Source organism: Lelliottia sp. RD5, from assembly GCF_056032945.1.
In genome coordinates, this window is sequence record NZ_JBVYHQ010000002.1 from 622,002 (window position 1) to 648,225 (window position 26,224).

Sequence of the window (26,224 nt, forward strand, 5' to 3'; positions counted from 1 at the left end):
ATTGCTAACCAGGAGTTTGTAATATGGATAAGCTTCGCGGCATGGAGACGTTTATCGCGGTGGTAGAGAGCGGCAGTTTTACCGGTGCGGCGTCGCGCTTAGCGATGTCGGCGGTGATGGTGGGGAAATACATCGCGCTGCTGGAAACTCAGCTGGGCACGCGCCTGCTGGAGCGCAATACCCGTCGTCAGAGCCTGACCGATGCCGGGCGCGTCTATTTTGACGAGGCCAAACGCGTGCTGGAGCAAGTGTCGATTGCGGAAAGCGCCGTCGAGCGATTGCGCACTGCACCTGCCGGAACGCTGCGCGTGAGCGCGCCAACGTCATTTGGTGGCTGCGTAATTGCGCCGCTCACCGCCACGTTTTTGCAGCACTGGCCGGATGTGCGGGTTGAGCTGGATCTGACGAACCGAATGGTGGATCTGGTCGATGAAGGCATCGATCTGGCGATTCGGATCGGCGATATTCATCACGAGGATCTGGTGGCGAAATATCTCTGTCCCTACCGGATGATCATCTGCGCGGCCCCGGCGTATCTGGCGCGACACGGTACCCCACAAACGCCCGCCGATCTGGTCGATCATTTGTGCCTGTCGCATACGGTGTGGACGGCGCGAAACGAGTGGCGACTGCCGGGTGTAGAAGGGGAAGTGCGCTGGAAGCGCGACGCGATTTTGCGCTGTAACGATGGCTACGGTTTACGCATGGCAGCGATTGCCGGAGCGGGTTTGCTGTTGCAGCCTGAAGTGCTGGTCGCGGAAGCGTTGGCGCAAGGCAGATTGATACGCGTACTGGAGAATTTCACCCCTGAGCCAAGACCGGTGCATCTATTGTGGCGTCAGGATTTGCGTCCGTTGCCAAAACTCACGCACTTTATTGCGCATATTTTAGCGGGAGCACAAACGCTGACCTCCCCCTGACAGGGAGAGGTCAATTCAACAGACTAGAAGCGGTAACCTACGCCCAGGTTCCAGCCATTGATAGAGTAGCTGTCGCCCTGGAGATCGGCGTTGGTTCCTTCGTAACCCACGTTAATTGCCAGATCGGCGGTTGGGTTAAACTGCACGCCCGCGCCGTACGCGAAAGAGGTCGATTTTTCAGAAATGCTGTCTTTCTGAGTGTAGCCATCGCCCGCGTTGACCCATTTGGTGTCGCCATCCGCTTTGGTACGTGCGACGCCGCCCAGAGCATACAGAGAAACGTATTCGTTAATACGGTACGCTGGACCGGCCATCAGTGAGTAATATTTCACATCAATGTGATTTTTCACGGAGTCAGAATCGACAAAATAATTCTGATCTTCATCGCCGCTCATATAGGTGAAAGAACCCACCACGCTCAACGGGGAATCCCATTCATAACGGTACTGTGCGTTCACGCCGCGAATATTTTTAAAGTTCTCAACTTTGCTCTGCGCATAACCCAGAGAAACAGTATGATTATCCGCAAGAGCCGCGCCGCTGATCAGGCTCGCAGCCACGAATACCGCCAGAGATATGTGTTTCATTTTCCGTAATCCTTTATGCCGTTTTTTTGTCGATAATGCCGAATAATATCGGCAAAGATGTCATGGATATTCCATGGCAAAGAGAGCGGTTAAAATTGTTGGTTTTTTTAGCAGGTGATGAAATGGGGAATAATCCTAAAGGACAGATTAATCCTGGTATTTGCATCCCAGATATTGGTAGGGATTACGATATTCAGTGTGAGGGCTGTTGGGATTTAGCTTAAGGCAGGAAATATTGCGCAGGGCAAAGCGAACGGTTATCTCTCTTTCTGCTTTGCGCTGCGCAGGCGCATCAACGGCTATTTTTGAATATGGTCGACTCGCACGACCGGCGGGGTCATTTTCTTATCCAGACTACCGTTTATGCTGATCGTATTATCGGGTTCAACCGTCCTGCCATCAAAAACTGATTTTGGAATAATAGTGGCAATTTCACCGGTCTTATCGCGGAAGGTGTATTTATCACCCCCCGACCCGTCAATTAAATTACCGCGCAGTGAAATGGTCGCGCCATCGTGCATCTCTTTGGCCTGTTCCACGGTCATGGTGCGCGCATTTTCTGTGCCGCGATATCCATCATCAATCGCGTGCGGCGGCGGTGGCGCGTCCCCTTTTTGAAGCCCACCGGTATCATCCGCCCATGCCGTGGGGATGAGCAAACAACAGAAAAGCGGCGCAAGGGATAATTTCATACTGACCTCCAAAAAAGCGAAACCTGACTTAATATTAAGTCTGGTAGTGGATTCATTATCTGGCAAACGGGATGAGTCCTAAAAGATATTTGCTTTAAGAATCATCTCGCTACAGAGCAATAATCGAAGCGGCTGAGGGGATAAATGACATCGTCACATCATCACCATGACAAATTGCCAGGCGTCGAAGAGAACCGCTTTGCGCTCAATTTTGAGTCCGGGTTTCAGTCGGTGGGTTTTGCGGTTTTGCTGTGCATCATTCTGGCGGCTGTGCTGGGGTTGTTTTCCAATGGCTATTTCAGCTCCGCGCAACAAGACAATAAGTCACAAACGCTAAGCGTGAATTATGAACGCTTTGGACGATTGCAAACCGAATTCAAACTTCATTTCACCGTTCATCCCCAGAACACGGATAAGTATGTCGTAAGCCTCGGCGGTAAATTTAATGAGGATTTTCACCCCGGGAGTATATCTCCTCAGCCCGACAGCATGTACAGCCGAGGGAAAACGCTCTATCTGATCTATAACGATGTGAACAATAAAAGTGATTTCAGCGTCTGGATGTATATCACTCCCACTGTTCCCGGAAAATCAGTGAGTTCCATTAGCGTTAACGGCCAGCCAGGTATCACATTCTGGCAGTTTATTTATCCTTAGGAGAGCGATATGGAGATGGTATTCCGTGCGATCGCCATTTACCTTATTTTACTGGTGGTGTTTAAAATAGCCGGCCGCCGCGCGTTGTTGCAGATGACCAGCTTTGATTTAATTCTGCTGCTGATCATCAGTGAAGCCACACAGCAGGCATTGCTGGGCAACGATTTCTCGGTAACCGGGGCGATGCTGACGATTGTCACGCTGGTGACGGTGGATATTCTTTTCGGATTGATGAAGAAGTACATTTCCGGCGCGGAGTCTCTTCTTGATGGATCACCCGTTATTTTGCTCGAAAATGGCCTGCCTTTGTCTGACAAGCTCAAAAAAGTAGATGTCTCCTGTGATGATATTTTAGTCGCTGCGCGGCAGAATCACGGAATTACAGAATTCAGTAAAATCAAATACGCGATTCTTGAACGTAACGGTCATATTTCCATTATTCCTGTAGACAGTGAGTAGGGAGCCTTGATGAGTACCAGCGTTTATAACGAAGCGAAAACAACGGGCGAGTTGACAAAGCGGGTTGCGAATGTCCTCACCGAGCAAGAATTAATGTTAACCACGGCGGAGTCCTGTACCGGCGGCAATCTTGCCGCGGCGTTGTGCGCTGAGGAAAACACCGCCGCTTTTTATGACGTCGGGTTAATTACTTTTAGCGATGAAGCGAAGCAAAAAATGTTGGGCGTCCAGGCGAACACGCTTGAGAAATATACTGCCGTCAGTGAACAGACCGTCAGAGAGATGTCTGCGGGGGCGCTAGCGCGGGCAGGCGCTGATACCAGTATTGCCATAAGTGGATACGCGGGGCCCGATGGCGGTGATGACGGCACCCCGGCGGGCACCGTCTGGTTTGCGTGGAATTTTCGCGGGGAGATTTCGACGGACAGAGTGCTCTTTACCGGTGACTGTCAGGACGTCATCGAGAAAGCGGTGCGGTATGCGCTGTCGGCGTTCCTCGCGAAACTGTCCGTCTGGAAAAAGCATAAGAAGTAGCACGCGGGGCGTGCTACTTTCCGCCATTATTTTTTCGCTTCAACGCCTGAGGCGGCCGAGCGCAGTAGAAATTGCTCGGTTGTCGTTGGGATATGCTGAATCAGCCAGTCAGCCATCGCCTGTTCTTCGGCAAGAATGGACTCAATCGCTGGGATCGAGGCGGTATCTCCCGCTCTTTTTGCTGCCGCCAGCAGCGAGGTATAACAGGCAATTTCGAACTGCTCGAAAACGTACCCGCTGATCGACCCTTTCACGATCTCATCGGATGGGAACATACCGCCGATAGACTGCCCCAGTGCGGCTATTTTGCTCACGGAGTCTTTTATCACCGAGCGGGAAATATCATTTCGGTCGAGGATCTCTTCCAGAACGGTGATTTGGCGTTTTGTCTCACTAAGGTGTTGTTCAATGCGTGCGCGGACGTCAGGATAATTATCGATACGGCTGACCATCGATTCCAGCATGGATTCGGCTTGCTTTTCCATCGCATGGGCATCGCGTAGCCAGTCATGGTAATGTTCTACGTGATTCATTATTATCGTCCTCTGGTTGTGTCGAATTATGCCTGGGCTTTTTGATTGATATTACTAACGGCTAAATCGGTTAATTTCAGGTCGGTGGATTTTTCTTCTTCCAGCGTTTCGGTTAACAGTTTCACCGCTTTTTTATAGCCTAATTGCGCTGCAAGGGTGGCGAGCGTTCCGTAACTGGCAATTTCGTAGTGTTCAACTTTTTGCGCCGCGGCAATTAATGCGGCGTCCCGAACTTCATTTTTTTCAGTGCTTTCGATAACTTCATTGGCTTCTTCAATTAACCCTTCCATCGCCACACATTTCATGCGTTTAATTTTAAGATTTGGTTCCTGCTCAACGATCTGATCGATACGTTCAATTTGTCCGTGCGTCTCTTCAAGGTGAGCTTTAAACGCAACGCTTAATTTTTCGCTTGAGGCTTCACGAGCTAATTTAGCCAAGCCACGCGTAAGCTGTTTCTCTGCGCTGTACGTATCTGATAGCAGGTGAATAAAAACATCTTCCAGGGTTTTCATATTCATAGGGTTTCCTCACTTACACAGCAAAATACTGCGAGTCCGCAGACTCGCAGAGATAGCGTTTTAACGTCATGACAAAGTTAAGAAATATAAAGCTCAGGACTTGTCAGATTTACGACCGCCGCCGTGACTGTTCTGACCGCCTTTCTTACCGGCTTCGGAGGCGCGTTGCGGATCGTTTTTGAAGTTCCCACCGCTTTGCTGACCGCCTTTTTTCCCTGCATCAGATGCTTTTTCACGGTCTGCAGCGAAATTACCGGAACCACCACGATGCTCTGCCATAATATCAACCCTCTTGATGCGTTTATGTCAGGAGGATACATAATAAAATCGTATCCGTTGTCGTTCAGTACTTAAATCTAGCCGCTATTTAAAACGTGTCAAACTCCGTAATTGTTAATTAATAGCCTGATTTTCACTGAATGCACAATATATCGCTTCGCTTGTCGCCAGGATATTAGACGCATAAGCTGATAGTTATTAAGGAAACTTAAGCGGATTGCAGTGAGGTAGGTTTGTGCCGCTTCGAAACAAGGGGCGACTCCAGGCGTGGTGGGGATGTTTACAAGGATTTACAAACGTTTTTTTCGCATAGAACACGCTTTTGAATCGCGCTTGCAGGATAAGTCTTAAATTTTATTGTTTTATTAAATTTCAGATTTTGTAACGAACTTTTCCTATATGAAGGGGTGATTTAAAAATAGCTGTTATCACATTATTGAATACGGCGGTAAACGGCTGTTAATAACTAAAATGCTATTCTAAAGATTGAGTGTCATTAATTAAATACAGAGGGTGTTCTGCATAATATATCTTTTCAAGGATTGTGCTTCTATTTCTTTCTGCCCATCCCTTCACGCTCAGGGGACCGTCAGCGTGAGACCTTTTACGCGGACAGGCACAAAAATGATTATCAAAGCGCAAAACATGTGTTACTAAGTTGTAATCATCATAAAAACAGATAATACAGGTATTAATAGCGTGACAACTCATAAACTCGCCACCAGTGTGCAGGCACTGCAATCCTCCGCCATTCGTGAACTCTTAAAGCACAGTAAAATGCCCGGCGTCATCTCGCTTGGCGGAGGCATCCCTAACCCTGAACTCTTTGATCATGAAGGGTTAAAGATGGCGGCTGAGGCCGTGCTTTCTCACCATTTTGGCGAAGCGTTTCAGTACGGTTTGAGCGAAGGTTTTCCGGAGTTACGTGAGGCCATTCAGCAGATTTCTGCCGAACGCGGTATTCAGTGCAAGGCCGATGATGTGGTGGTGACCTCGGGGTCACAGCAGTCTCTGGATATTCTGGCGCGCGCGTTAATTAATCCTGGTGATACCGTTGTGGTCGAACGCCCAACGTATTTGGCTGCGTTGCAGGTCTTTAGTCTGGCGCAGGCGAATATTGAATCGGTTGGAACCGACGGCGACGGAATGAAAGTCGACGAACTTGAAGCGCTGGTCGCGAATAAAACGATCAAAGCGGTTTATATCGTTCCCACGTTCGGCAACCCTGGCGGTGTAACGCTTTCTGAAAGCCGCCGGAAACAGCTGGTGGAGCTGTCTAAGCGTTATGATTTCGTCATTATCGAAGACGATCCGTACAGCGAAATTAATTATACCGACGATGTTTTCCGCCCACTGATGGCGCACGCCAAAGCTATCGGTAACGAACACAACGTCGTTTACACCTCGACCTTCTCCAAAATCCTGTCGCCGGGCACCCGCGTGGGTTGGGTGATTGTTCCCGAGTGGCTGAAAAGGGCTGTCGTCAACCTGAAGCAAACCACCGATCTGCACACCAGTACGCTGTCGCAGTTAATGACCAGCGAATACCTCAAAACCGGCCGTTTGCCAGCGCAGATTAAGATGATCCGCGAAGTGTACCGTCAGAAATATCAGACGTTCTCGCAGGAACTTGAAGCTGAGCTGGGCGATATTATGACGTTCCATAAACCGAAGGGCGGCATGTTCCTGTGGGCAAAAATGAGTAACGGGATGAACACCACCGCCTGGCTTGAGAAAACGCTCAGCAACGGCGTCGTGTATGTGCCAGGTGAGTTCTTCTATTGCAGCGAACCGGATCATTCCACGCTGCGGATGTCGTTTGTGACGGCGACGGAAGAGCAACTGAAAGAAGCGGTGAGACGCCTCAAAATTTCGTTGTAATACCAATGCCTACGCATGATGGCGTTTAGGCCATCATGCGTAATAATGACCGGGTGTATCGACGCGACGACGGTAAAACCTATGATGGAAACGCTCCCTCAAATTCTGACCCACACACCTGTCTGGGTATGGATTTTATTTGTCTTTCTGATCACCCGGGGCATTAAAGCCCGCCAACCCGCTACCGTGACGCTGGAAAAACTCGCCATCATCCCGGCGATTTTCCTGATCTGGGATATTTACGATCTGGTGATGCACCGTCAGTTGACCCTCAGTACGTTTGCGCTGTGGATTGCCGGGATTCTGGCTGGCGCAGCGCTGGGCTATGTGCTGAGTAAGCACGTTTCGGCCACGCGCGCGGTAGCGCCCCGCAGCATTCATCGTCAGGCCGACTACTCGGCGTTGCCGTTTATGATGCTGGCGTTTCTGGTGAAGTACGCTCTGGGTGTCATGACGGCGATGTCCCCCGAGACGCTGCAACAGCCTGGCATGAGCGCGTTTGCGATTATTTCTGGAGGCGTGTTTGCAGGCGTCTTTTTAGGCAAGTTTATCCGCTACCTGGGCGTCTATTTTTCCGGGGCGCCGCAGCAGGCGGGGTAGTGCAAACCGGGGCAGTCGTGCGCTACAGCAACCCTTTCTGCGTAAACGTGAGGCGCGTCGCGTCGTTCAAATCCAGCGCGTTCAGTGATTCCGGGGTCACCCATGCGATGTCCTGAAACTCTTCGTTAAACGTGACGTCGCGGTTAGCGCTGATGCAATCGAAAATCAGGTAGATCATGTAAATCTGTTCTGTGGTGCCGTCAGCGTAGGTTTTGACGCGGATGTCATCACGAAACGCCCAGGGTTTGACGTCGGTAATCTCAAGCTGCTCGCCCAGCTCCTCGCGAATTTCACGTCGCAACGCCTCTTCCATGGTTTCGCCCGGCTCCATACCGCCACCCGACAGTGCCCACTGGCCGGGAAATACGCCGCGGTCGGACGCCATTTTGCACAGCAGATAGGCCCCGTCATTCTGGATAATCGGACAGACGATAGTGCGTTGACGCATGGTAACTCCCTGATTTTTATATTGGCGGTACGGTAGCAGAGTAAACAGCCGCACTGTGCGCAAGTGCGGCTGTGCTGTTTCTTAATTAATCGGATTTAAACCCGATTCTGAACGAACCCAGCGCGGGGCTTTCAGTCTGTCGGCAAAAAAGGTGGTCAGTTCACACAATAAGTCTTCCATCACGCTGGCGGCGCGAGGCGCGAGCGCGCCGCTGATGAGCAGGTGAGTAATTTCCTCACAGTAACGGCAAAGCTCCACCGGTTCGGGATCGAATAACGGCTCATACAACGGGTGTGAATCGACGGTCAGATATTCCACAAGATGCGCAGGAATCGGGTCGAGCAGCGTCGGGCGCAGCAGAGACAGACAGGTGGAAAGACGCCCACAAAGCGCCGCTTTCGCCACGGGGTCGGTCTCTTCCACTATCGCCTCGCCATAATTTTCGCAGTTGCTGGCCAGTTCAGTGAAATCGGTATGGTGATCGAATGGGGTGGTGATAAATGCGTTGCTGATATTCATATGACAGTTTCCATTAAGTGATTTGATGACCACCACCTGAAATGCCAATTTCATGGGTGGCGGGTCTGAACGGAGTTGGCATTACCGGCCTTAATGGACACCGGCGCGTCTTGCGACGCCCCCGTCCAGCCCACCATTGAGATGTTGCCAGACGCACGGCGCAACAAGATTTTCGCACCGCCATTAAGTTTACCGAGATGCCAATCCCGACGCCAGATTTTGCTGGCGTGTGAGGAACATACGCTTCGGCGAGGCAAGCGAAAAGGGGGGATCAGAACAGAAGTTACATCCTGCGAGGCTGCTTCAGGAAAAATGTACGGTGTTGCATTTTCCCCTCCCGCTCTCCCTAAAAGGGAGAGGGGACCGATCGCGTAGAGCGATGTGACACCGGTGATTTCACTCAGGCCCTATAGCGCTGTCCTTTTCCGGCTGTAAATCGCTAAGGCGTTGACTGACGGTAGGGGCGACGCACAGGGATGTGCGTCGAGGGCGCGACTTACAGGGATGTTACCTGCGCCCATCCCCGTGAGCCGGGAGGAAAAAGACGAAGGCACCGCGTAGCGGCGATTTTCTTGCCGGGAGCAGGGGTCGCCAGGGTGGTGGCGATCGAACCACCCTGGCACGTTCACGTGTTCCGGTGGCAACAGAGAAGCAAGAAACGTGAGGTGAACGGAACCACCGCTGGAGCAGCATGTTCTCCTCAACCTTAATCTTAACCCTCTCCCCAGAGGGGCGAGGCGATCGAATGTGCAAGCAATTGCCGCAATCTTACCGCTCTCGCATCGCCTCTTTCGCGCGGTTAAACGGTTTAATCATATAATCCATCACCGATTTCTCGCCGGTTTTGATATCCACCGTCGCGATCATCCCCGGCACGATCGAGAAATGCCTGCCCGCCTTATTAACCAGATAATCCTGGCTGGTGCGAATAAACACGCGGTAATAGAACACTTCGGGCTTGGCCTCATCCTGGATGGTGTCCGGCGAGATGGTTTCAACCACGCCCTGCAACCCGCCGTAGATGGCATAATCGTAAGCGGTGATCTTCACCAGCGCCTTTTGCGCAGGATGAATAAAGGCGATATCGCGCGGCGACAGGCGCGTTTCGATCAGCAGATGATCGTCCACCGGCACGATCTCCATCAGCTCACCGTTGGGGGGGATCACGCCGCCAATCGTTGTGACTTTGATATTTTTCACGATTCCGCGCACCGGGGAGCGCACGGTCAGGCGCGTCACCGAATCTTCGCGTCCTTTCAGCACCGCCGACACCATATCCACTTCCGCATTGGCTTTCGACAGCGCCTCGCGTGCCTGCACGTAATATTGCGAGCGCACGTCGGTGAGCTTCAGCTCCAGATCGCTTTTTTGCCGCTGGAGACGCAGCGCTTCTACCCGGCTGGCGGCACCGGTTTTGATCAGGCGTTGCGTAATATCCAGCTCTTTATTCGCCAGACTTAGCGCGGCTTTCAGCTCCCGCTGGGTGTCTTCCAACTGCGCCCGCCGGGATGTGTACAGCCGCGTTTCAGTGGCGATCAGGTCCGGCCATTTTTGCAGCGAAGCGGGAAACACCAGCGGCAGATCGTTGACTTCTGCGGTCAGGCGCACGCTGGAGGCCAGCGATGCCCGGTAGCGCGCCGCACTTTCACCGACATTTGATTCCGAACGGGTGGGATCGAGGCGCGCCAGCACTTGCCCCGCCTGCACCTGATCGCCTTCGTGGACGGTCAGCTCCGCCAGAATGCCTCCGTCGAGCGACTGCAATACCTGCTCGCGGGAGCTGGGGATCACTTTCCCCGTGCCCGTCGACACTTCATCCAGAATGCCGTACCACGCCCAGATGCCGACGACGATAAACAGCAGTAGGGAGAAAATGACAATACGTCGTGCGCCGGAGTAGCCGCTTTCGGAATCGAGTGCGTTATCCAGATCGTCCATCGCGGCGACGTCACGCTGACTGATTTTCATTTTTCCACTCCCGTCCATTTGCCTGCTGTTGCTGCTGCATCCGGCTGTTGTTCAGCGCCTGCGCTTTTGGTGCATCCATCACCAGCATGCCGTCTTTAAGCACCACCACGCGCTCCACCAGTTCCAGCACCGGCACGCGGTGCGTTGCCACAATCAGCGTCCGGTTGCCGAGCCAGTCATTCAGGCGCTGGATAAATTCGCGCTCGGTGTGTTCGTCGAGTGATGCGGTGGGTTCGTCCATCAGCACGATATTGGGATCGCGCAGGAACATACGCGCCAGTAAAATCGACTGGCGCTGCCCGCCCGACAGCCCGACGCCGTTTTCCATGATGGGATAATCCAGCCCTTTCGGCAGCTTTTGCACAAAGCTCGCCGCACCGCACATCTCCAGCACGGCGACGATCTCTTCATCGGTGGCGCGCGGCATGCCCAGCGTGATGTTTTCGCGCAGCGTGCCGTAAAACAGGCGCGCGTTTTGTGTCATAAAGCCGACGTTGCGCCGCACATCCGCCACGTCCAGGTGCGGCAGGCTGAGATTATCGAGGCGCAATTCGCCGCCCGCGAGATCCATTCCGCCCGCCAAAGCCTGCAGCAGGGTTGATTTACCCGCGCCGTTGCGCCCGAGGATCGCCACTTTTTCACCGGGTTTGATCTCCAGACGATTAATACGCAGCGCCATACGCGGATCCTCCGGGTGATAGCGGAACTGCGCCTGATCGAACAGATAGTGCCCACGCAGCACGTCCTGGCGGATCGGCGTCTCTTCCCGCTGATTTTCCGTCGGCAGCTGCATAATGCTGTCCAGCCCTTCTTTCGCCGCTTTCACCTGCTGCCAGCGCGCCAGCACGCCGCACAGCGTGGCCATCGGCGCAATCATTCGCGAGGCCAGCATTGAGGCAGCGACCACCGAACCGGTGGTGAGCGTGCCCTCAATCACCATCGGCGCGCCGACCACGATCACGCCCGCGTACACCAGACTTTGAATGGTCATGCCCCAGCTGATCAGGTTTTGCGTCAGTTCGCGGGTTTTCAGTCCCGATTCGGCGGTGATCTGGATATAGCTGTTCCACTGCTGCAAAAAGCGGTTTTCCGCCTGCATCAGCTTGATGTCTTCCAGCCCCTGTACGCTTTCGACCAGCACGGCGTTGCGCAGCGTCGATTCGTGGGCCGACTGTTTTGCCAGCGCCGCCAGTTTCTTTTGCAGCAGTAAACCGGGCAGCACCATCAGCACGGCGGCGACCGGAGCGATCCACGCCAGCTGCGGTGCGATGATCGCCAGCACGATCACAAACAGGAAAAAGAACGGTAAATCGACGATCGTTGAAATGGTCGACGAGGTGACCATCTCACGGATCTGCTCCAGCTCGCGTAGCTGCGAAATAAAGCTGCCGGTGGAGCGGGGGATCGCGCTGTTGCGCAGGCGCAGCGCGTGGCCAAACACGCGATCCGACACGCGCAGATCGGCGCGTTTCCCCAGTAGATCCATAATGTGCCCGCGCGCCATGCGCAGCACAAAGCCAAACAGCGTAGCGATCAGCACCCCGATCGTGAGCACGTAAAGCGTCGGGTAGGATTGCGCGGGGATCACCCGGTCATACACCTGCATCGAAAACAGGATCCCGGAAAGGGATAACACGTTGATAAACAGCGCCGCCAGCATCACCCAGGTGTACGGCCGCAAATCGCGCATCACCAGCCGATACAGCCAGTCCGGGCGGTATTTCGAGATATAGGCATCGACGCGGCTGTCTTTCAGCGCCGCCAGCGGACGCAAGGCGACGACGTGACGGATGGCGGGCAGGAGCGCGGTCATCGACACGCGGTTATTTTGCGGCGTGGCGTCGATAAAACAGATATCCAGCGTATCTTCGCCGTCAAAATGTTCAATCACGCCGATTTTGCCTTCGTTGAGTTCCACCACCACCGGCAGCCGCCAGCTATTGATGGACTGCTGCGTGGCGGTCAACAGTTGAAACGACAGTCCCGCTTCACGCGCCAGCTGTGTGAGCGCGGGCACCATCGGTTTGCCACGCAGCCACGGTGCGCTTGCGACCAGCGCGCCGGGGGAGCAGGCCACGCGGTAACGGCTGGCGACGTAGCCAAACGCCTGCGCCCAATGTTCCAGCAACTCCTCGGAGAGATGTTCACCCTGCGGAATATCGGTTGGCTTCATGGCTGGATCTCCACGGTCTGAATCGTGCGGTTCTCGAGATCGAACGAATGACGCAAACGACCCGTGTTATACAGGCAGCTCAGCTGGAGCTGATGCAGTTGCCCGAGGGTTTGCTGCTGCGCAAACCGCGCCTGATACACTTCCTGCTCGGCGTTGAGCACGTCCAGCAGCGGGCGAGTGCCGAGATCCAGATACTGCTGCTGATAGAGCTCACGGGTACGGGCGCTGAGTGCTTCCTGGCGACCCTGAATTTGCAGCGTGCTCAGCAGGCTCATCACCTGGCTGCGCGATTCCAGCAGCTTTTGCCGCACGTCGAGGCGCGTACGCTGGATAGTGGATTGCGCGGCGTCAACGGCGTGGCCGGCAGCATTGCGCCGCGCGCTCAATCCTCCGCCCTGATACAGCGGCATCTGGACTTTGACCCATGCGGAATACTGCGTGCGATCCAGCGTTTCGTTGCCCGCATAACGTTCGTTGAGATAATGGCGCACTTCCGGCTCCAGCGAGACGGTTGGCGTCATTTGCGCGTTCGCGTAATCGAGATTCGCCTGAGCCACGTTCGCCTGCGCCCAGGCGGAGAGCACCGCAGGCACCAGACGATCGTCCGGTTCGGCGATATCACAGCTGCGCTTTAGGTTATCGGGGAAATCGTTACTGATTTGATTCAGGTTATTCCAGCCGAGAAAACTCATCAGCGTGGCGCGGGAACTCTCAAGGCTGGCCGTATATTGCATTAGCTGAGCGCGCGCGCCTTCGATACGCGCACCGGTCTGAACCACATCGGAGAGCGAGGTGGCGCCTTCGTCGTTGCGCTGCCGGGTCAGCGACCCGATAGATGACAGCGCATCCAGCTGTTCTTTGGCGGTTTCCACCATTTGTTGCCAGGTTTGCACTTGCACCATCGCCAGCGCGGTATCGTGGGCGATGGTATCAATGCTCACCAGCACGTTGGCCTGCTGCTGGGCGACACCGGCGGTTTCGGCACGCACCTGACTCGCGACTTTGCCAAAGTCATACAGCATCTGGGAGAGCGACAAAACCAGTGACGGGGTAAAGTTGTTGCCGTCCCCGTTGTGGGTAAAGCCATTGTCCATACCTGCATTAATTTGCGGGTAATATTTGGATTTGGCGATATCGACGACTTCCGATTGTTCATACAGTTTGCCAACGGCTTCACTGATGGTTGGATGCCAGTTAACCGCGCGGTTGACGGCATCGCCAAGCTTGAGCGTACCCGGCGCCGCTTTGCCGGGTACGGGGGCGATCCGGCCATTCAGTGAGGGTAATTCCTGTTCTTCGCTGAGCACGCCGGGATTGATGACCGACGCTGGATTTGCCGCGAGAACAGGGACAGATATCAGGCAGCACGAGAGCCACCAGTAAGGCATCTTTATTCCCATTCTTTGTCCCTAATAAAAAAATGCTGCCTAATGCCTGCGCCCGGGCGCTGAACGCCCGGGTCGTTTCTGACTTTTGCTATCAGGTAATGATGCTGTGATGCTGATTCACTAACTCGTCATAGGTGGCCTGGACGTTGTCCAGCGTAACAAGCGTGGTATTAGTGTAGGCACTCCCTGCGCCATCGCGGTCGATTGAGATCACCGTGTTGTTACCGTTTTGCGTGACGTGGACGTAATTACCCAGCGTTGAGGCCTGTCCATTCCAGCCCACCAGCAGATCGCCGATGTCAATTTTATCCCCCTGACTTACCGAGAAATTGGTCCAGTGATCCCCGGTGCTGTTGCCCGCCGTGGCATTCCCCACGGTGTTGTTCAGCACCTGGTAAATCAGGGTGTCACCGTAAGCCGTCCCGGTAATGAGATCGTTATGCTCCGAGCTGATAAACTGCGGCGCCATATTGATGGTCAGTGAGGCGGTGTCCGTTTTGCCCGCCGCATCGGTCAAGGTGTAGTTAAAGACCTCTTTCGATGTGATGCTGGAGAGCGAAACCCCGGTGTTGAGCGTGTAGGTGTAATGACCGTCAGCGCCGATTGAGAGCGTGCCGTAATGGCCCTGAATAGTTGCCGTCGCGGTGCCAGCGGTATAGGGATCAAGCGTCGTCACCACGCCGTTGTAGCCGGTGACGCTCAGACGCGTATCCACCGAATGCAGCTGATCCGACGCCCCCTGCGAGTCGCTACCGTCAAAGATATTGCCATTAACCGTATGCCCGCTGGTGGAATCGAACTGGCTCAGCGAATAAGCCGTCCCCGTGACGCTTGGGGTAATGACGATGCCGCCCACGCTCAACCCCGGCACGTTGCCGGTGAAGTTCAGCGTGTAGGTTCCGGCATCCAGATCCAGTCCGGCAAGATTGATATCGATTTTTCCGCCCAGCAGCGCACCGCCGGCAAACGAACCGCTGCGGATAACCGTTGAGCCATTACTGATCGACCAGTTTACCGTCAATCCACCCAGCGCCAGCAGCGATGCGACGTTGAAGTGCAGCGCCACGTTATGCAGCGCCGTGTTGGCATCCACCACAAATGTGCCGCTGCCGGTACCCTGAGTAGGGGCTAATAGCGCTGTGGTCCAGCTTGCCGTTCCCACGGTGGTATCGGAATACGCAGCGGTGTGGTGCAGGGAGGTCACGTCCATCACGGTGCTGATGTCGTTCACCGCATCCAGCGCCCGCGCGGTTGGGGTGATATTCAGCGACGCCGTGTCTTTATCCCCGTTTGGCGCAGTAATGGTGTAGACGAAGGTATCCGGCGTTTTGATGTGATCCGCGCCGATGCCGCTGCGCAGCGTGTAGGTGTAGTTCCCCTGAGCATTAATCGTGAGCGTACCGTATTCACCCTGAATCACGGTCACGCCCGTGGCGTTAACCGCCACGCCGTTGACCTCGGTGACCAGCGTGCCCTGCGGCGCAATATCGTCCGCCAGCACGTCGCCCGTTGTCGAGGCTCCCACGCTCGCCACGTTATAAACATGGTCCTCCAGCACGTTAAGGGTATAACCCGTGAGCACCGTGATCCCCGCCGCGGTGTTCAGCAGGAACAGGTATTCCCCCGCCGGCAGATTCAGCGTCAGCGTACCCGAGGTCCCCCCCAGCAGCGGCGCGCGCAGCCAGCCCGGCTGAACGCGCATCTGCTCGAAGGTCTGCGTCGCATCGTTGAATTTATAGATGTACAGATCAAATACCGAGGCCAGTGCCACGCCCCCGACCGAGGCCTGGATCGTCATGGTGCGGGTGGTGCCTTCCTGCACGCTGTAAATGATCGGATTGCTCAGATCGTCGAGCAGGTTCAGCCCCAGCGTGCTGCCAAGATTGATGCCAGCGACGGTGAATCCGCCTTGTGAAGAAGGACCGTTATTGATCGCGTGCACGCTGGTGTCATAGGTCAGCGACGCCGTATCGTCTACCGCCGTGACGCTATTGACCACGGTATTTGCGCCCAGTGAGATCACCAGTTTGGCTGAGGCGGTGGCACCGTTATGCCCGATGGTATAGGTGAAGCTTTCGGTACGACCCAACACGGCGGCGCTGGTGTTGGTCAGCGTGTAGGTGTAACTGCCGTTCAGGTTGATGGTCAGCGTGCCGTACTGCCCCTGGATAATCGTTCCGTCCGCCGTCACGTTGACCGTATTCCCTTGCGCGTCGGTCACTGCCGTGATGCGGGTCCCCGCAGGCGCGTTATCGCTGCCCGCCGTCGAGTCCTGGTCATAAATGACGTTGCCGCTTTGGGTTGGGATCCCGGTGATGGTCCCGGCGCTGGTTTCAGTCACATCCACATCGAGACTGGTGTAAGACCCCGTGGCCAGCAGGTTGGTGTTGTAGCTCAAGACGCGATACTGGCCGTTTTCCAGGCCGGTCATGTTGAGCGTCACGCCGCTCGCCCCGAGCGTAAGCAGGTTAGCAAACTGCGGCAGGCCAGTATCGACCACCGTCGTCCAGGTGTTATTAACGCTGTCCCAGCGTTGAACCACTACCTCCAGCGTGTTGAGCAGCGAGAGCACCACGCCCGTGGCGTTTGCGTTGATCGAGATATCTGCATTGCCGCCATCGGAGACCACGAATCCTACCTGCGCCGTGTCATTGCCCAGCAGCGTCAGCACGTTACCGAGTGCGCCAACCAGCAGGAAACCGTAATCGCTGTACTGAGCGTTGGTGACCGTGGCCGTGGTGCTGATATCCAGCTCCTCAACGTTATTGCTGGCCGACAGCGGAACCACCGGTGACAGCACCGTTCCTGGCGCTGAGGTGTTCCCGGCGGCATCGGTGGCGGTGATTTGCAGAGCGTTGCCTTCGGTCTGTTTGTTGATGAAGGTGTAGCTGTACGTACCGTTGCTGTTGGCGACGGTCGTGACCGTTGAATTGTCAGGCAAGCGAATCGTCACCGTGCTGCCCGCTTCGGCGCTGCCGGTCAAGACGCTACCGTCGGCGTTAAAGGTTCCGTTCGGGGCATTCGGCGCGACGGTATCAACAATAATGGTTGTGGGGGTGGATACCGGACCGACGCCGCCCACCACGTTGGTCGCTGTGGCGGTAAAGGCATGTGAACCCTGACTTAAAACCGGTGTGGTAAACGACCAGTCACCGTTGATGTCGGTGGTCGCGGTCCCCATCGCCACGCCGTTGTTATACAGCGTGACGGTGGAGTTTGGCTGCGCGGTGCCGGTCAGCGTCGGGGTGGTGTCGTCGGTCGCTTTCCCGTTGGTCAAATTGCCGGTCAGAGTGCCGACATTATCGTCAATCGTGACGATCACCGGTGCGTTTGGCAGGTTGGTAAACGGCGCAACCACCGAGGCGCTGCCGCCGACGTTACCGGCCTTATCGGTGGCAAACGCCAGCAGGGATTCGCCGTTGGTTTGCGGCGGAGAAATAGTGACGTTAAAGCTCCCTGTACCATCCGCCGTTGCGGTTCCGAGCACGGTTCCGCCGCTGGTGGTAATCGTCACGGTGCTGCCCGCTTCGGCAATACCCGTGACGTGCGTCCCGTTGGTGATCACCGCGAGCGTGGTCGGCAGGTTAGGGGCAAGGGTATCCACCACGACCGAGGAGATAGACGACGGTGCGCTGGTGTTGCCTGCCGTATCCGTGGCGGTTGCCGTAAAGTTGTGCTGGCCGTTGGTCAAAATGGTAGAGGTTTGCGGCAGCGTCCAGTTGCCATTGGCATCGGCGGTGACCGTGCCGACCAGCGTATTGCCGTCGTAAATGTGCACCACTGCGTTGGCTTCTGCGGTACCGTTCAGCGTCGGTTGTGTATCGTTGGTTGGCGTGCCCCCGGCGATCGTCCCCAGGTTCGGGACGACGTCATCGACAATAGACGTGATGATCGGTGCATTTGGTGGCGTGGCATCCAGATTGAGCACAAACGGCGTCGTCGGATCGCTGGTATTGCCCGACGCATCGGTTGCGGTGATCGTCAGCGGATGTTGGCCGTCGGCTAACGCTGGCGTTGGCGTAAAGCTCCAGGTGCCGTCTGCGGCGGTAACACTGCCGATTTGCACGCCGTTATCGTAGATTTTAATCGTTGAACCGGCCTCAGCCGTCCCACTGAGGGTGGGCTGCGCGTCATTGGTTATCTGCCCGCTGGCGATCGTGGTCGTGGTACCCACGTCATCTACCACGTTCACCAGCACCGGAATGGCAGGCGGCGTGAGGTCAATGTTCAGGCTGAACGGTGACGACGGATCGCTGGTGTTGCCCGCCGCATCGGTCGCCCGCGCCACGAACTGATGCGGCCCTTCAGGGAAGGTGGTGTTGAGCGTGACGGCCCAATTACCGCTGGCATCGGCGGTGGTTGTGCCGACGAGCGTAATGCCCTCATAAATGTTGATGGTGGCGTTAGGCTCGCTGGTGCCGACCAGGCGCGGCAAGGGGTCATCGGTGGTTTGCCCATTACTCAATGGTCCGGTGACGGTACCGACGTCGTCGATCGCCTGCGTAATCACCGGGGCCAGCGGCGCGGTGGTATCGACAATGACCGTGAAGCCTGGCGAGGCCACGCTGACGTTACCCGCCGCGTCTGTCGCGGTGGCGGTCCAGGTATGACTCCCGTTGCTCAACGCGCTGCCCGGCGTAAAGCTCCATTCACCTGATGCGTTGGCCTGAGCCGTGCCGACCTGCACGCCGTTTTCATAAATGATCACCGTTGCGTTGCCCGCCGCCGTCCCGTTCAGCGTCGGCGTGGTGTCATCGGTGGTTTTTCCGTCAGTCACCGGAATCAGTACGCTTCCGACATTATCGGTAGCGTTAATAATGACCGGTGCGGAGGGGGCGAAGGTATCGACCGTCAGTTCGAACGAGCTGGTGTTGCTGGTATTGCCCGCAACGTCTGTCGCGCTAACGGTAATGGTGTGCGTGCCTTCGGTCAGCGGCGCGGTCGGGGTGAATGTCCAGTTCCCCTGAGCGTTGACGACGGCGGTGCCGAACGGTTGTCCATCATTCAGCAGAGTAATGGTTGCCCCGATTTCGCCCGTGCCGTTAAAGGTCGGGCGATTATCGTTGGTGGTGTCACCGCTGTTGATTTCCCCAATCACCGGGCCGACGTCATCCAGTACAGTGAGCACAGTCGGCGTCGCGGGTGGTGTGGTGTCGACGGTGAACGAGAAGACTGGCGAATTCGCGGACACGTTGCCCGCCGCGTCGCTGGCGTTGACCCTGATGTTGTAAGGGCCGTCGGGGAGATTCGCAGGCGGCGTGAAATTCCACGCGCCGTTGACGACGGTGGCCGTGCCGATTTCAATGCCGTTATTGAGAATATGGATCGTGCTGCCCGTCACGCCCGTGCCGCTCAGCGTTGGGGTCGCGTCATTGGTCACCTGTCCCGGGGTTAAATTACCGAACGCGCCGCCGGCGACGTTGTCGTTAACCGTGTTCAGCACCGGGACCGCTGGAGGGGTGATGTCGATGACGACCGTGTACGCATTGGATGCAATGCTGACGTTACCCTGCGGATCGGTCGCTTTAACGGTGAAGGTGTGCGAGCCTTCGCTCAGGGCGGCGGTAGGGGTGAATGTCCACGCGCCGCTGCTGTTGGCAGTAGCGGTGCCAATCTGCGTTGCACCTTCGAAAATGGCGATGATGCTGTTGGCTTCCGCCGTGCCGGAGAGCGTCGGTGTGGTGTCGTTGGTGACGCCGTTAGTCGGAATATTTTCTATTGTACCGACGTTATCTTCCGCGCCGACAATCACTGGGGTGGTGGAGATCGTATCGACCACAATAGTGAATGCCGGAGAGTCGCCGCTCTGATTGCCCGCCGGATCGGTGGCGCGGATCGTTAAGGCGTTACTCCCCTCAGCCAGGGCACTCGGCGGGGTAAAGCTCCAGGTGCCTGTTGACCCAACCAACACGCTACCGAGCAGCACGCCGCTGCTGTAAACGGAAATGGTATCGCCCGCCGTCGCGGTTCCGCTTAACGTTGGCTGATTGTCATTGGTGATTTGGCCGGTGGTGAGCGGGCCGGTGCCGGGTCCCACATCATCAGTGACGGTGCCAATGGTCGGCGCGTTTGGTGCGGTTAAATCGATAGTCACCGTTGCCGCGGCAGAAAGGCCGCTGGTCGCCGCCCCGACGCTAGCCGTGGCGGTGAAGTTATAGACCCCTTCCGCCAGGGCGCTGCCGGCAGGAACGGTGTAACTCCAGGTGGTTTGCCCTGCACCCAGCACAATGGTGGTGATCTCAACACCGTTCTGATACAGGGTGATGGTGCTGTTTTCTGGACCGGTGCCGCTGATCGTCGGCGTCGTGTCGTCAGAACTGGCGCCTTTGACCTCGACGTTGCCTGCGCCGTTATCATCAACGATTGAGGTGATGACCGGCACATCCGGCAGATCGGGTGCATCCACGACGTTAAAGCTGGTCGGATCGCTCACGTTACCCGCCGCGTCTTTCGCCACGATCGTGAGGGTGGTTTCGTTGGTTTGCGCAGGTGAAAGGGCGATGGAGAAGTTACCGCCCACGGCAATGCCGCGACCCAGCTCAATAGTGGTGCCGCCAGGACCAGGGCCGGTGATAATCACCAGCGATCCCGCTTCAGCCGTACCGGTGATCGGCGTCCCTTCAATAGCCAGAGAGGTGACCGCCGGAGCTGCTGGTGGATCGGTGTCGATAGTCACGTTGGTGGTGGACGTGCCCGAGGTGTTACCCGCCGCATCGCTGGAGATGACGGTGATGACGTGCGGGGCGTCGTTCAGCGGCGTACCCGATGTCCAGCTCCAGCTGCCGTCAGGCTGTACCGTGGCGGTAACGGGTGACGCGTTGCCGTCGATAGAGACGGTAATTTTCGTGCCCGGTTCGCCAGTACCGCTCAGGGTTGGGGTGTTATCGTTGCTGTACAGCACGCCGTTTGTGAGGGTGCTGTCAGAGACGGCCTCAATTTGCGGCGTGGTCGGCGCGATGGTATCGACGGTGACGGTATAAACCGGGCTCAGGGGGCTGACGTTACCTGCTTTGTCTACTTCTGCTGCCGTCAGGTTGTGCGCCCCTTCGCTAAGCGCGGTGACCGGCGTAAAGCTCCACACACCACCCGAGACACTGGCTGTGCCAATCTGCACGCCATTGTTATAAATAATGATGGTATCGCCATCCGCCCCTGTTCCTGAAATGGTTGGGGTATTGTCCTGCGTGGCACCGCCGTTGCCTACACCCCCCGCTGCCGTGATGGCCGGAGCCAACGGCGCATCGGTATCGACGGTCACGGTGATCGAGCCTGATGTCCCCGACACGTTGCCCGCTTCATCGGTTGCGGTGGTGGTGAACGCGTGCGACGTTTGCGTCAGGGGCGTATCCGGTCGCCAGCTCCAGTTGCCCTGGGCGTCAACGGTCACGCGACCGACTTCCACTTTTGCGGCGCCGTTAATGCTGTCATAAATGATGATCACATCGTTCGCCGTACCCGTGCCGCTCAGCACCGGACGCGGATCGTTGGTGCTGCCGTTATTGCTGACAGGGCCGGTTATCTCAGTGACGTTATCCGTAACCACCGGAATGCCCGGCGTGGCCGGTGCATCGGTATCAATCACGATGGTTACCGGCTGCGACGGGGCGCTCTCATTGCCCGCGCCGTCTTTGTTGGTCACGGTTAATGCGATGTCATACGTGCCATTGACCAGCGGCGGTACAGGCGACCAGCTCCATTTATTGTCACTATTGACGATGACCACATCGGGTTGTTTGACGCCATCAATGTAAATCGTGACCGTATCACCCGCATTCCCGGTGCCGCTCAACGTTGGCGAGGTATCGCGCGTCGCTTCTCCGGGATTAAGCTGAGTACCGGTGGGGGCATTGTCCGGGTTGACGGTAATCTCTGGTGAATCAGGCGTGGCGGGTGCGACGGTATCGACCACCAGCGTAAACGAGCCAGAAGGGGTGGAGGTTCCTGCGGCATTTGTCGCCACCGCCGTTAATACGTGCGTGCCGTCCGTCAGCGTATTGGGCGGGGTAAAGCTCCAGCCGCCGTTGCCATCGAGCACGGCAGGCCCCAGCAGCGTCGTGCCGTCGTAAATGGCAATTGTGGTGCCCGCGGGAGCCGTGCCTTGCATCACTGGATGGGTTTCGTCCGTCGCTGAGCCGCTGGTGAGGGCTCCCTGTACGTCACCGGTATTATCCGTGACCGTGGTAATGGACGGCGGCGGCGGCGCTGTCGTATCCACCGTGAAGGTAAATCCGCCAGACACTGTACTCACGTTGCCTGCTTTATCAATGGCGGCTGCGGTCAGGGTGTGTTGCCCGTTTGGGATCACAATGGTCGGGGTGAACGTCCAGGCCCCGCCATCATTGACCACCGCCGTGCCGATCTGCGAGCCGTCAAGACGAATGCTGATGGTTGTACCAGGTTCACCCGTGCCGTTAAGCGTTGGACGGTTATCGTTAGTGGTTTCGTTGATATTGAGCGCGCCGGTTCGGCCCGGCACGTCATCGATCAGTTGGGTAATGACCGGGGCCGCAGGCGCGAGGCTATCGACGGTAATACTCCAGCTGTTTGACGTTTCACTGCGGTTGAGCGCATCGTCCACGGCGACGGCAGTTAAAACATGTCCGCCTTCCGGTAAATGCACAACTGGCGTAAACGACCAGCTCCCGTTGGAGAGCACGTTAGCGGTACCTATTTGGGTGTCACCGCTGTAGATATAAACAAGCGTTCCCGGTTCGCCGGTGCCGGTGATGGTTGGCGTATTGTCGTTGGTCAGCCCGTTTTGCGGAACAGGACCGGTCACGTTAGCGGCATTGTCTTCCACGGAGACTATCGTCGGCGTCTGTGCAGGCGTGATGTCCGGGGCGGTGGCATTCGCCGTGGGTCCCGTGTTCCCGGCTTTATCGGCGGCCTCGGCGGTGAGCGTTTCGCCGTTCAGTTTTGGCGGAGCGATCGTCACGCTAAAGTTGCCCTGATCGTCCGCTTTGCCTTCGCCAATTTTTACGCCATCTTCGCGGATGGTCACGGTGCTGCCCGGTTCCGCGGTCCCGGTGACTTTGGTTCCGTCACCAGAAACGACGGGATTATCGGGTGCTAACGGTTTGGTGGTGTCAGGCGCATCAGCCTGTCCTGGCAGACTGGTGTTGCTCGACGCATCGGTGGCAACCACCTGTAAAACTTCGCCATTCGTTTGTGGCGGACTGATGGGAACGGTGAATTTCCCGTCGCTGCCCGCGGGGCCCTCACCAATCACATCGCCATTAGGCGCTTTTATCGTAACGGTGCTGTTCGGTTCAGCCGTACCCGAGACGCTATTCCCACCGTTATTCACGACAAGGTCGCCCGGTATCGCCGGTGCGGTGCTGTCAGTCGCGATGGCGGTGGCTGGAGGGCTCTTGTTACCGGCCTCGTCAGAGGCAACCGCCGAAATCGTCTGGCCGTCAATTTGGGGCGGCGATAAGGTAATGGTGAAGTTACCGTTGCCATCGGCTTTGCCGCTGCCAATCGGCTGACCGTTGCTGGTGAGGGTAATGGTGCTGTTTGGCTCTGCGGTCCCGCTGACCTGAGTGCCCGCAGGGTTGAGCGTGATTACCGGTGCGTTCGGCGCGACGGTATCCACCATCAGGGTAAATGCACCGGATGGCACACTGACATGACCCACCGCATCGGTTGCGGTAAAGGTCAGGGAGTGATTGCCCTCAGAAAGAGCCGTGCCGGGCGTAAATGACCAGCTGCCGTTAGCGCCGACCTTGGTCGTGCCGATTTGCACGTCTTTATCGTAAATCGTAATGAGGGTGCCGGGTTCACCGATACCGCTCAGCGTCGGACGGGCATCGTCAGTGACCTGGTTTTGAGTGAGAGGGCCGGTAATGCTCCCGACATCATCGTTCACAAGAACAAGGGTAGGGGCATCAGGCGTCACCAGATCGGGCGCGGTGACGTGGCCGTCTTGACTGATGTTTCCAGCGGCATCGGTTGCCGTTGCGGTGATTTGCTCACCGTTAATCAGCGGCGCGCCCAATTCGATGGTGAATTTCCCGTCGCTGCCGGTTTTTCCTGTTCCGACTAAATTGCCGTTGGCATCCCTGAGCGTAATGATACTGTTGGGTTCAGCCGTACCGGTAACAATTTTACCGTCTGCCGAGAAGGCGAGATTTGTCGGTGCGTTGGGTGGTGTTGTATCCGGGGTTCCCGGATTCCCCGGATTGCCGGGATTTCCTGGGTTGCCAGGATTACCCGGATTGCCTGGGTTAGTCGTGTTCCCGTCGTCGCCACCGCCATTACCACCGCCGCCTCCGCCGCTACTCGCCGCCACGGCAATACCCCCTGCGACAGCCGCGCCACCGAGTACCCAAGGCCAAATAGCGGCACCGCCGAACGCTTCACCCCCTGATGCCGCCATAAGAGCGTCAATTGATGAAATAGCTTCGTAATGCTCCACTGCGGTTGGGTCTTCAATCCACCACAATGCACCGTTGCCTTCTTCCAGCACCAGCATGCTTGCGCCCTGCGCATCGCCGACGTAAAAGTTTTTAAGCGTAATGGTTTCGCCGGAGTTCAGGCTGACGACAAGGTCATTTCCGTTACGGGTGTAGTGCGAAATATCCGCTCTACCCACGTGGAGCTTAACAATTGAGGATTGACTCAGTGAGACTTGCTGACCTTCCGTGGTGGTTTCCACGCCAGTGAGTTTCGAAATGACAGAGATTTGGCTCATATATAATGACTCCTGACAGTTTTTTAATGGCGTGTAAGATGAAGCCTGCTTTTTGCGGGTAATGAGCGCCCCCGGCGGAGTCGCTATTTATTGAAATAGTGCTCACCGTCATTTTTTTAGAGCGATCGATGCCCGCCAGCATATCGAGTGGCTACATCAGATTATTCAAAGGATGTACTGTAGATAATGTCTATTTTTGCTTTGTTATCTGTTATTTAAAATCCTGTATTTTATAGCGGTATTATTTTGGGGTGCCTGAAAATGATATAGCTATAAATATCGAATTAAGCAAATTAAGCGCCATTGATATCGCAGTTAAGTCTATCTGAAGTGACTGTTTACGTACGAGGATTCATCAACCTTTTCGCTGCTGATGCGCCCTGCATAAGGCTTTTCTCGCAGGATGTTTACAGCGCTGGGAATTTAAAGGTCGTATTGGTCTATGAATATATTTTTCGGGAGGTTATGTAAATATTAAGTCAATTTAGAGGGGCTAAAGTTTTAGTTTAGGAGTGGTGTATAATAGAGTTTAAGATATATTATGTTTACGCCCGTCGTTTGAAATAACACTGGCAATATATAAATGCTGTGCTAGTTAAATAGGGTAATTAAGCTGTCGTTAATCTTTATTTAATTTAATACCCGGCGCTTGCGTGAGGAATACGCAATCAGCATGATTTTTATATCGGTAAAAAATTTCATTTTCTTCGAATAGAACGGGAGGCTCAGGCGTTTACACCTTGTTCGCCTGACCAACACCCACAGGAGTAGAAAATGAAAGTCAAATCGCCACTTTTTAACCCCCGTTCTCTGGCTATCCCAATGCTGTTATTTTGCTTACAGGCACCGCAGGCATTGGCGATGGGGGATAACAGTACCGAGAGCAAAACGCCCGATTGCCCGAAAGGCCAGGTCTACGACAGCACGACGAAACAGTGTGTGCCGGAGAAATCGACCCGCCTTAGCGATCGGGATAAAACCAACTATGCCTATCATCTTGCGAAAAAAGGTGAGTATCAGGCCGCGTTGAATTTGCTGGATACGCTGAAAAATGCCAATACTGCTGAGGCGTGGAATTATCGCGGGTACGCGACGCGTAAGCTCGGGCGCACGGACGAGGGAATCGGTTACTACCAGCGTTCGCTTGCCCTTGAACCGAATTACGCCAAAGCCCGCGAATATCTGGGTGAAGCCTGGATAGTGAAAGGCCGCCCGGATCTGGCAAAAGAACAGCTGCAGGTTATCGCCGGAATTTGCGGCCAACACTGCGAAGAGTATCGCGATCTGCAGAGCGCGATTAACGGGCATCCGGAATCCTGACCCTTACAGGAGCGCTAAAAATTACCACCAGTGATGTTCGCCAACATCTTGC

19 protein-coding genes are annotated in these 26,224 nt (G+C 55.8%); 8 read left to right on the forward strand and 11 right to left on the reverse strand.

What is annotated here, in order from left to right:
- Positions 1–23: 23 nt before the first annotated feature.
- Positions 24–920 carry a LysR family transcriptional regulator gene (locus tag AC0LWE_RS10710; protein ID WP_219347461.1) on the forward strand — a complete coding sequence of 299 codons (897 nt, stop codon included), beginning with the start codon at positions 24–26 and terminating at the stop codon, positions 918–920.
- A 23-nt stretch (positions 921–943) separates the two neighbouring features.
- On the opposite strand, the gene AC0LWE_RS10715 is transcribed toward AC0LWE_RS10710, so the two are convergent.
- Positions 944–1,507 (reverse strand): Ail/Lom family outer membrane beta-barrel protein, encoded by a 564-nt coding sequence (locus AC0LWE_RS10715; RefSeq protein WP_202668553.1) that lies wholly within the window; start codon positions 1,505–1,507, stop codon positions 944–946.
- Positions 1,508–1,569: 62 nt separating this feature from the next.
- Between AC0LWE_RS10715 and AC0LWE_RS10720 the strand changes: the two genes are divergently transcribed.
- Complete coding sequence (locus AC0LWE_RS10720; protein WP_202666565.1) at positions 1,570–1,731, forward strand: hypothetical protein; 162 nt, start codon at positions 1,570–1,572, stop codon at positions 1,729–1,731.
- Positions 1,732–1,806: 75 nt separating this feature from the next.
- Here AC0LWE_RS10720 and AC0LWE_RS10725 read toward each other — a convergent pair whose 3' ends face one another.
- Positions 1,807–2,199 (reverse strand): YdeI family stress tolerance OB fold protein, encoded by a 393-nt coding sequence (locus AC0LWE_RS10725; protein WP_059177754.1) that lies wholly within the window; start codon positions 2,197–2,199, stop codon positions 1,807–1,809.
- A gap of 144 nt (positions 2,200–2,343) precedes the next feature.
- Here AC0LWE_RS10725 and AC0LWE_RS10730 point away from each other — a divergent pair, with 144 nt between their 5' ends.
- The 3 genes from AC0LWE_RS10730 to AC0LWE_RS10740 are packed head-to-tail and all read left to right on the forward strand — an operon-like array spanning position 2,344 to position 3,849.
- A complete protein-coding gene (locus AC0LWE_RS10730) occupies positions 2,344–2,856 on the forward strand; it encodes a hypothetical protein (RefSeq protein WP_202668554.1) in 513 nt (170 codons plus the stop codon).
- A 9-nt stretch (positions 2,857–2,865) separates the two neighbouring features.
- Positions 2,866–3,315: a DUF421 domain-containing protein gene (locus AC0LWE_RS10735; RefSeq protein WP_202666568.1), complete on the forward strand. Its 450-nt coding sequence runs from the start codon at positions 2,866–2,868 to the stop codon at positions 3,313–3,315.
- A 9-nt stretch (positions 3,316–3,324) separates the two neighbouring features.
- Complete coding sequence (locus tag AC0LWE_RS10740; RefSeq protein WP_202668555.1) at positions 3,325–3,849, forward strand: 2-oxo-tetronate isomerase; 525 nt, start codon at positions 3,325–3,327, stop codon at positions 3,847–3,849.
- 26 nt (positions 3,850–3,875) lie between these two features.
- Here AC0LWE_RS10740 and AC0LWE_RS10745 read toward each other — a convergent pair whose 3' ends face one another.
- The 3 genes from AC0LWE_RS10745 to AC0LWE_RS10755 form a co-directional block, all read right to left on the reverse strand.
- Positions 3,876–4,382 (reverse strand): ferritin-like domain-containing protein, encoded by a 507-nt coding sequence (locus tag AC0LWE_RS10745; protein WP_202668556.1) that lies wholly within the window; start codon positions 4,380–4,382, stop codon positions 3,876–3,878.
- A 26-nt stretch (positions 4,383–4,408) separates the two neighbouring features.
- Positions 4,409–4,903 carry a YciE/YciF ferroxidase family protein gene (locus AC0LWE_RS10750; protein ID WP_202668557.1) on the reverse strand — a complete coding sequence of 165 codons (495 nt, stop codon included), beginning with the start codon at positions 4,901–4,903 and terminating at the stop codon, positions 4,409–4,411.
- Between the two features lie 93 nt (positions 4,904–4,996).
- Positions 4,997–5,182, reverse strand: coding sequence for a con-10 family general stress protein (locus AC0LWE_RS10755; protein WP_059177760.1), 186 nt, complete (start codon positions 5,180–5,182; stop codon positions 4,997–4,999).
- A gap of 699 nt (positions 5,183–5,881) precedes the next feature.
- Here AC0LWE_RS10755 and AC0LWE_RS10760 point away from each other — a divergent pair.
- Both AC0LWE_RS10760 and AC0LWE_RS10765 read left to right on the forward strand, forming a co-directional pair.
- On the forward strand, positions 5,882–7,063 hold the full coding sequence (locus AC0LWE_RS10760) for an aminotransferase-like domain-containing protein (protein ID WP_202666571.1): 1,182 nt from the start codon (positions 5,882–5,884) through the stop codon (positions 7,061–7,063).
- Between the two features lie 81 nt (positions 7,064–7,144).
- Complete coding sequence (locus AC0LWE_RS10765) at positions 7,145–7,663, forward strand: DUF6622 family protein (RefSeq protein ID WP_234592876.1); 519 nt, start codon at positions 7,145–7,147, stop codon at positions 7,661–7,663.
- Positions 7,664–7,685: 22 nt separating this feature from the next.
- On the opposite strand, the gene nudI is transcribed toward AC0LWE_RS10765, so the two are convergent.
- From nudI to AC0LWE_RS10795, 6 genes are all read right to left on the reverse strand, one after another.
- Positions 7,686–8,111 (reverse strand): nucleoside triphosphatase NudI, encoded by a 426-nt coding sequence (gene nudI / locus AC0LWE_RS10770; protein ID WP_202693773.1) that lies wholly within the window; start codon positions 8,109–8,111, stop codon positions 7,686–7,688.
- A gap of 81 nt (positions 8,112–8,192) precedes the next feature.
- Entirely contained in the window at positions 8,193–8,630 is a 438-nt protein-coding gene (locus AC0LWE_RS10775) for a hypothetical protein (protein WP_219347463.1), read from the reverse strand.
- Positions 8,631–9,398: 768 nt separating this feature from the next.
- Entirely contained in the window at positions 9,399–10,568 is a 1,170-nt protein-coding gene (locus tag AC0LWE_RS10780) for a beta-barrel domain-containing protein (protein ID WP_096759592.1), read from the reverse strand.
- Between the two features lie 10 nt (positions 10,569–10,578).
- A complete protein-coding gene (locus AC0LWE_RS10785; RefSeq protein WP_059177765.1) occupies positions 10,579–12,771 on the reverse strand; it encodes a type I secretion system permease/ATPase in 2,193 nt (730 codons plus the stop codon).
- Complete coding sequence (locus AC0LWE_RS10790; RefSeq protein ID WP_234592874.1) at positions 12,768–14,171, reverse strand: TolC family outer membrane protein; 1,404 nt, start codon at positions 14,169–14,171, stop codon at positions 12,768–12,770. The genes AC0LWE_RS10785 and AC0LWE_RS10790 overlap by 4 nt, the downstream gene beginning before the upstream one ends.
- A gap of 79 nt (positions 14,172–14,250) precedes the next feature.
- On the reverse strand, positions 14,251–24,852 hold the full coding sequence (locus AC0LWE_RS10795) for a BapA/Bap/LapF family large adhesin (RefSeq protein WP_474265421.1): 10,602 nt from the start codon (positions 24,850–24,852) through the stop codon (positions 14,251–14,253).
- 774 nt (positions 24,853–25,626) lie between these two features.
- Here AC0LWE_RS10795 and AC0LWE_RS10800 point away from each other — a divergent pair.
- On the forward strand, positions 25,627–26,172 hold the full coding sequence (locus tag AC0LWE_RS10800; protein WP_059177768.1) for a tetratricopeptide repeat protein: 546 nt from the start codon (positions 25,627–25,629) through the stop codon (positions 26,170–26,172).
- Positions 26,173–26,224: the final 52 nt, after the last annotated feature.

Bases quoted from the DNA above. Each gene is read 5' to 3' on its own strand.
- AC0LWE_RS10710 (WP_219347461.1), top strand. From the start codon at position 24: ATGGATAAGCTTCGCGGCATGGAGACGTTTATCGCGGTGGTAGAGAGC.
- AC0LWE_RS10715 (WP_202668553.1), bottom strand. From the start codon at position 1,507: ATGAAACACATATCTCTGGCGGTATTCGTGGCTGCGAGCCTGATCAGC.
- AC0LWE_RS10720 (WP_202666565.1), top strand. From the start codon at position 1,570: ATGGATATTCCATGGCAAAGAGAGCGGTTAAAATTGTTGGTTTTTTTA.
- AC0LWE_RS10725 (WP_059177754.1), bottom strand. From the start codon at position 2,199: ATGAAATTATCCCTTGCGCCGCTTTTCTGTTGTTTGCTCATCCCCACG.
- AC0LWE_RS10730 (WP_202668554.1), top strand. From the start codon at position 2,344: ATGACATCGTCACATCATCACCATGACAAATTGCCAGGCGTCGAAGAG.
- AC0LWE_RS10735 (WP_202666568.1), top strand. From the start codon at position 2,866: ATGGAGATGGTATTCCGTGCGATCGCCATTTACCTTATTTTACTGGTG.
- AC0LWE_RS10740 (WP_202668555.1), top strand. From the start codon at position 3,325: ATGAGTACCAGCGTTTATAACGAAGCGAAAACAACGGGCGAGTTGACA.
- AC0LWE_RS10745 (WP_202668556.1), bottom strand. From the start codon at position 4,382: ATGAATCACGTAGAACATTACCATGACTGGCTACGCGATGCCCATGCG.
- AC0LWE_RS10750 (WP_202668557.1), bottom strand. From the start codon at position 4,903: ATGAATATGAAAACCCTGGAAGATGTTTTTATTCACCTGCTATCAGAT.
- AC0LWE_RS10755 (WP_059177760.1), bottom strand. From the start codon at position 5,182: ATGGCAGAGCATCGTGGTGGTTCCGGTAATTTCGCTGCAGACCGTGAA.
- AC0LWE_RS10765 (WP_234592876.1), top strand. From the start codon at position 7,145: ATGATGGAAACGCTCCCTCAAATTCTGACCCACACACCTGTCTGGGTA.
- nudI (WP_202693773.1), bottom strand. From the start codon at position 8,111: ATGCGTCAACGCACTATCGTCTGTCCGATTATCCAGAATGACGGGGCC.
- AC0LWE_RS10775 (WP_219347463.1), bottom strand. From the start codon at position 8,630: ATGAATATCAGCAACGCATTTATCACCACCCCATTCGATCACCATACC.
- AC0LWE_RS10780 (WP_096759592.1), bottom strand. From the start codon at position 10,568: ATGGACGATCTGGATAACGCACTCGATTCCGAAAGCGGCTACTCCGGC.
- AC0LWE_RS10785 (WP_059177765.1), bottom strand. From the start codon at position 12,771: ATGAAGCCAACCGATATTCCGCAGGGTGAACATCTCTCCGAGGAGTTG.
- AC0LWE_RS10790 (WP_234592874.1), bottom strand. From the start codon at position 14,171: ATGGGAATAAAGATGCCTTACTGGTGGCTCTCGTGCTGCCTGATATCT.
- AC0LWE_RS10795 (WP_474265421.1), bottom strand. From the start codon at position 24,852: ATGAGCCAAATCTCTGTCATTTCGAAACTCACTGGCGTGGAAACCACC.
- AC0LWE_RS10800 (WP_059177768.1), top strand. From the start codon at position 25,627: ATGAAAGTCAAATCGCCACTTTTTAACCCCCGTTCTCTGGCTATCCCA.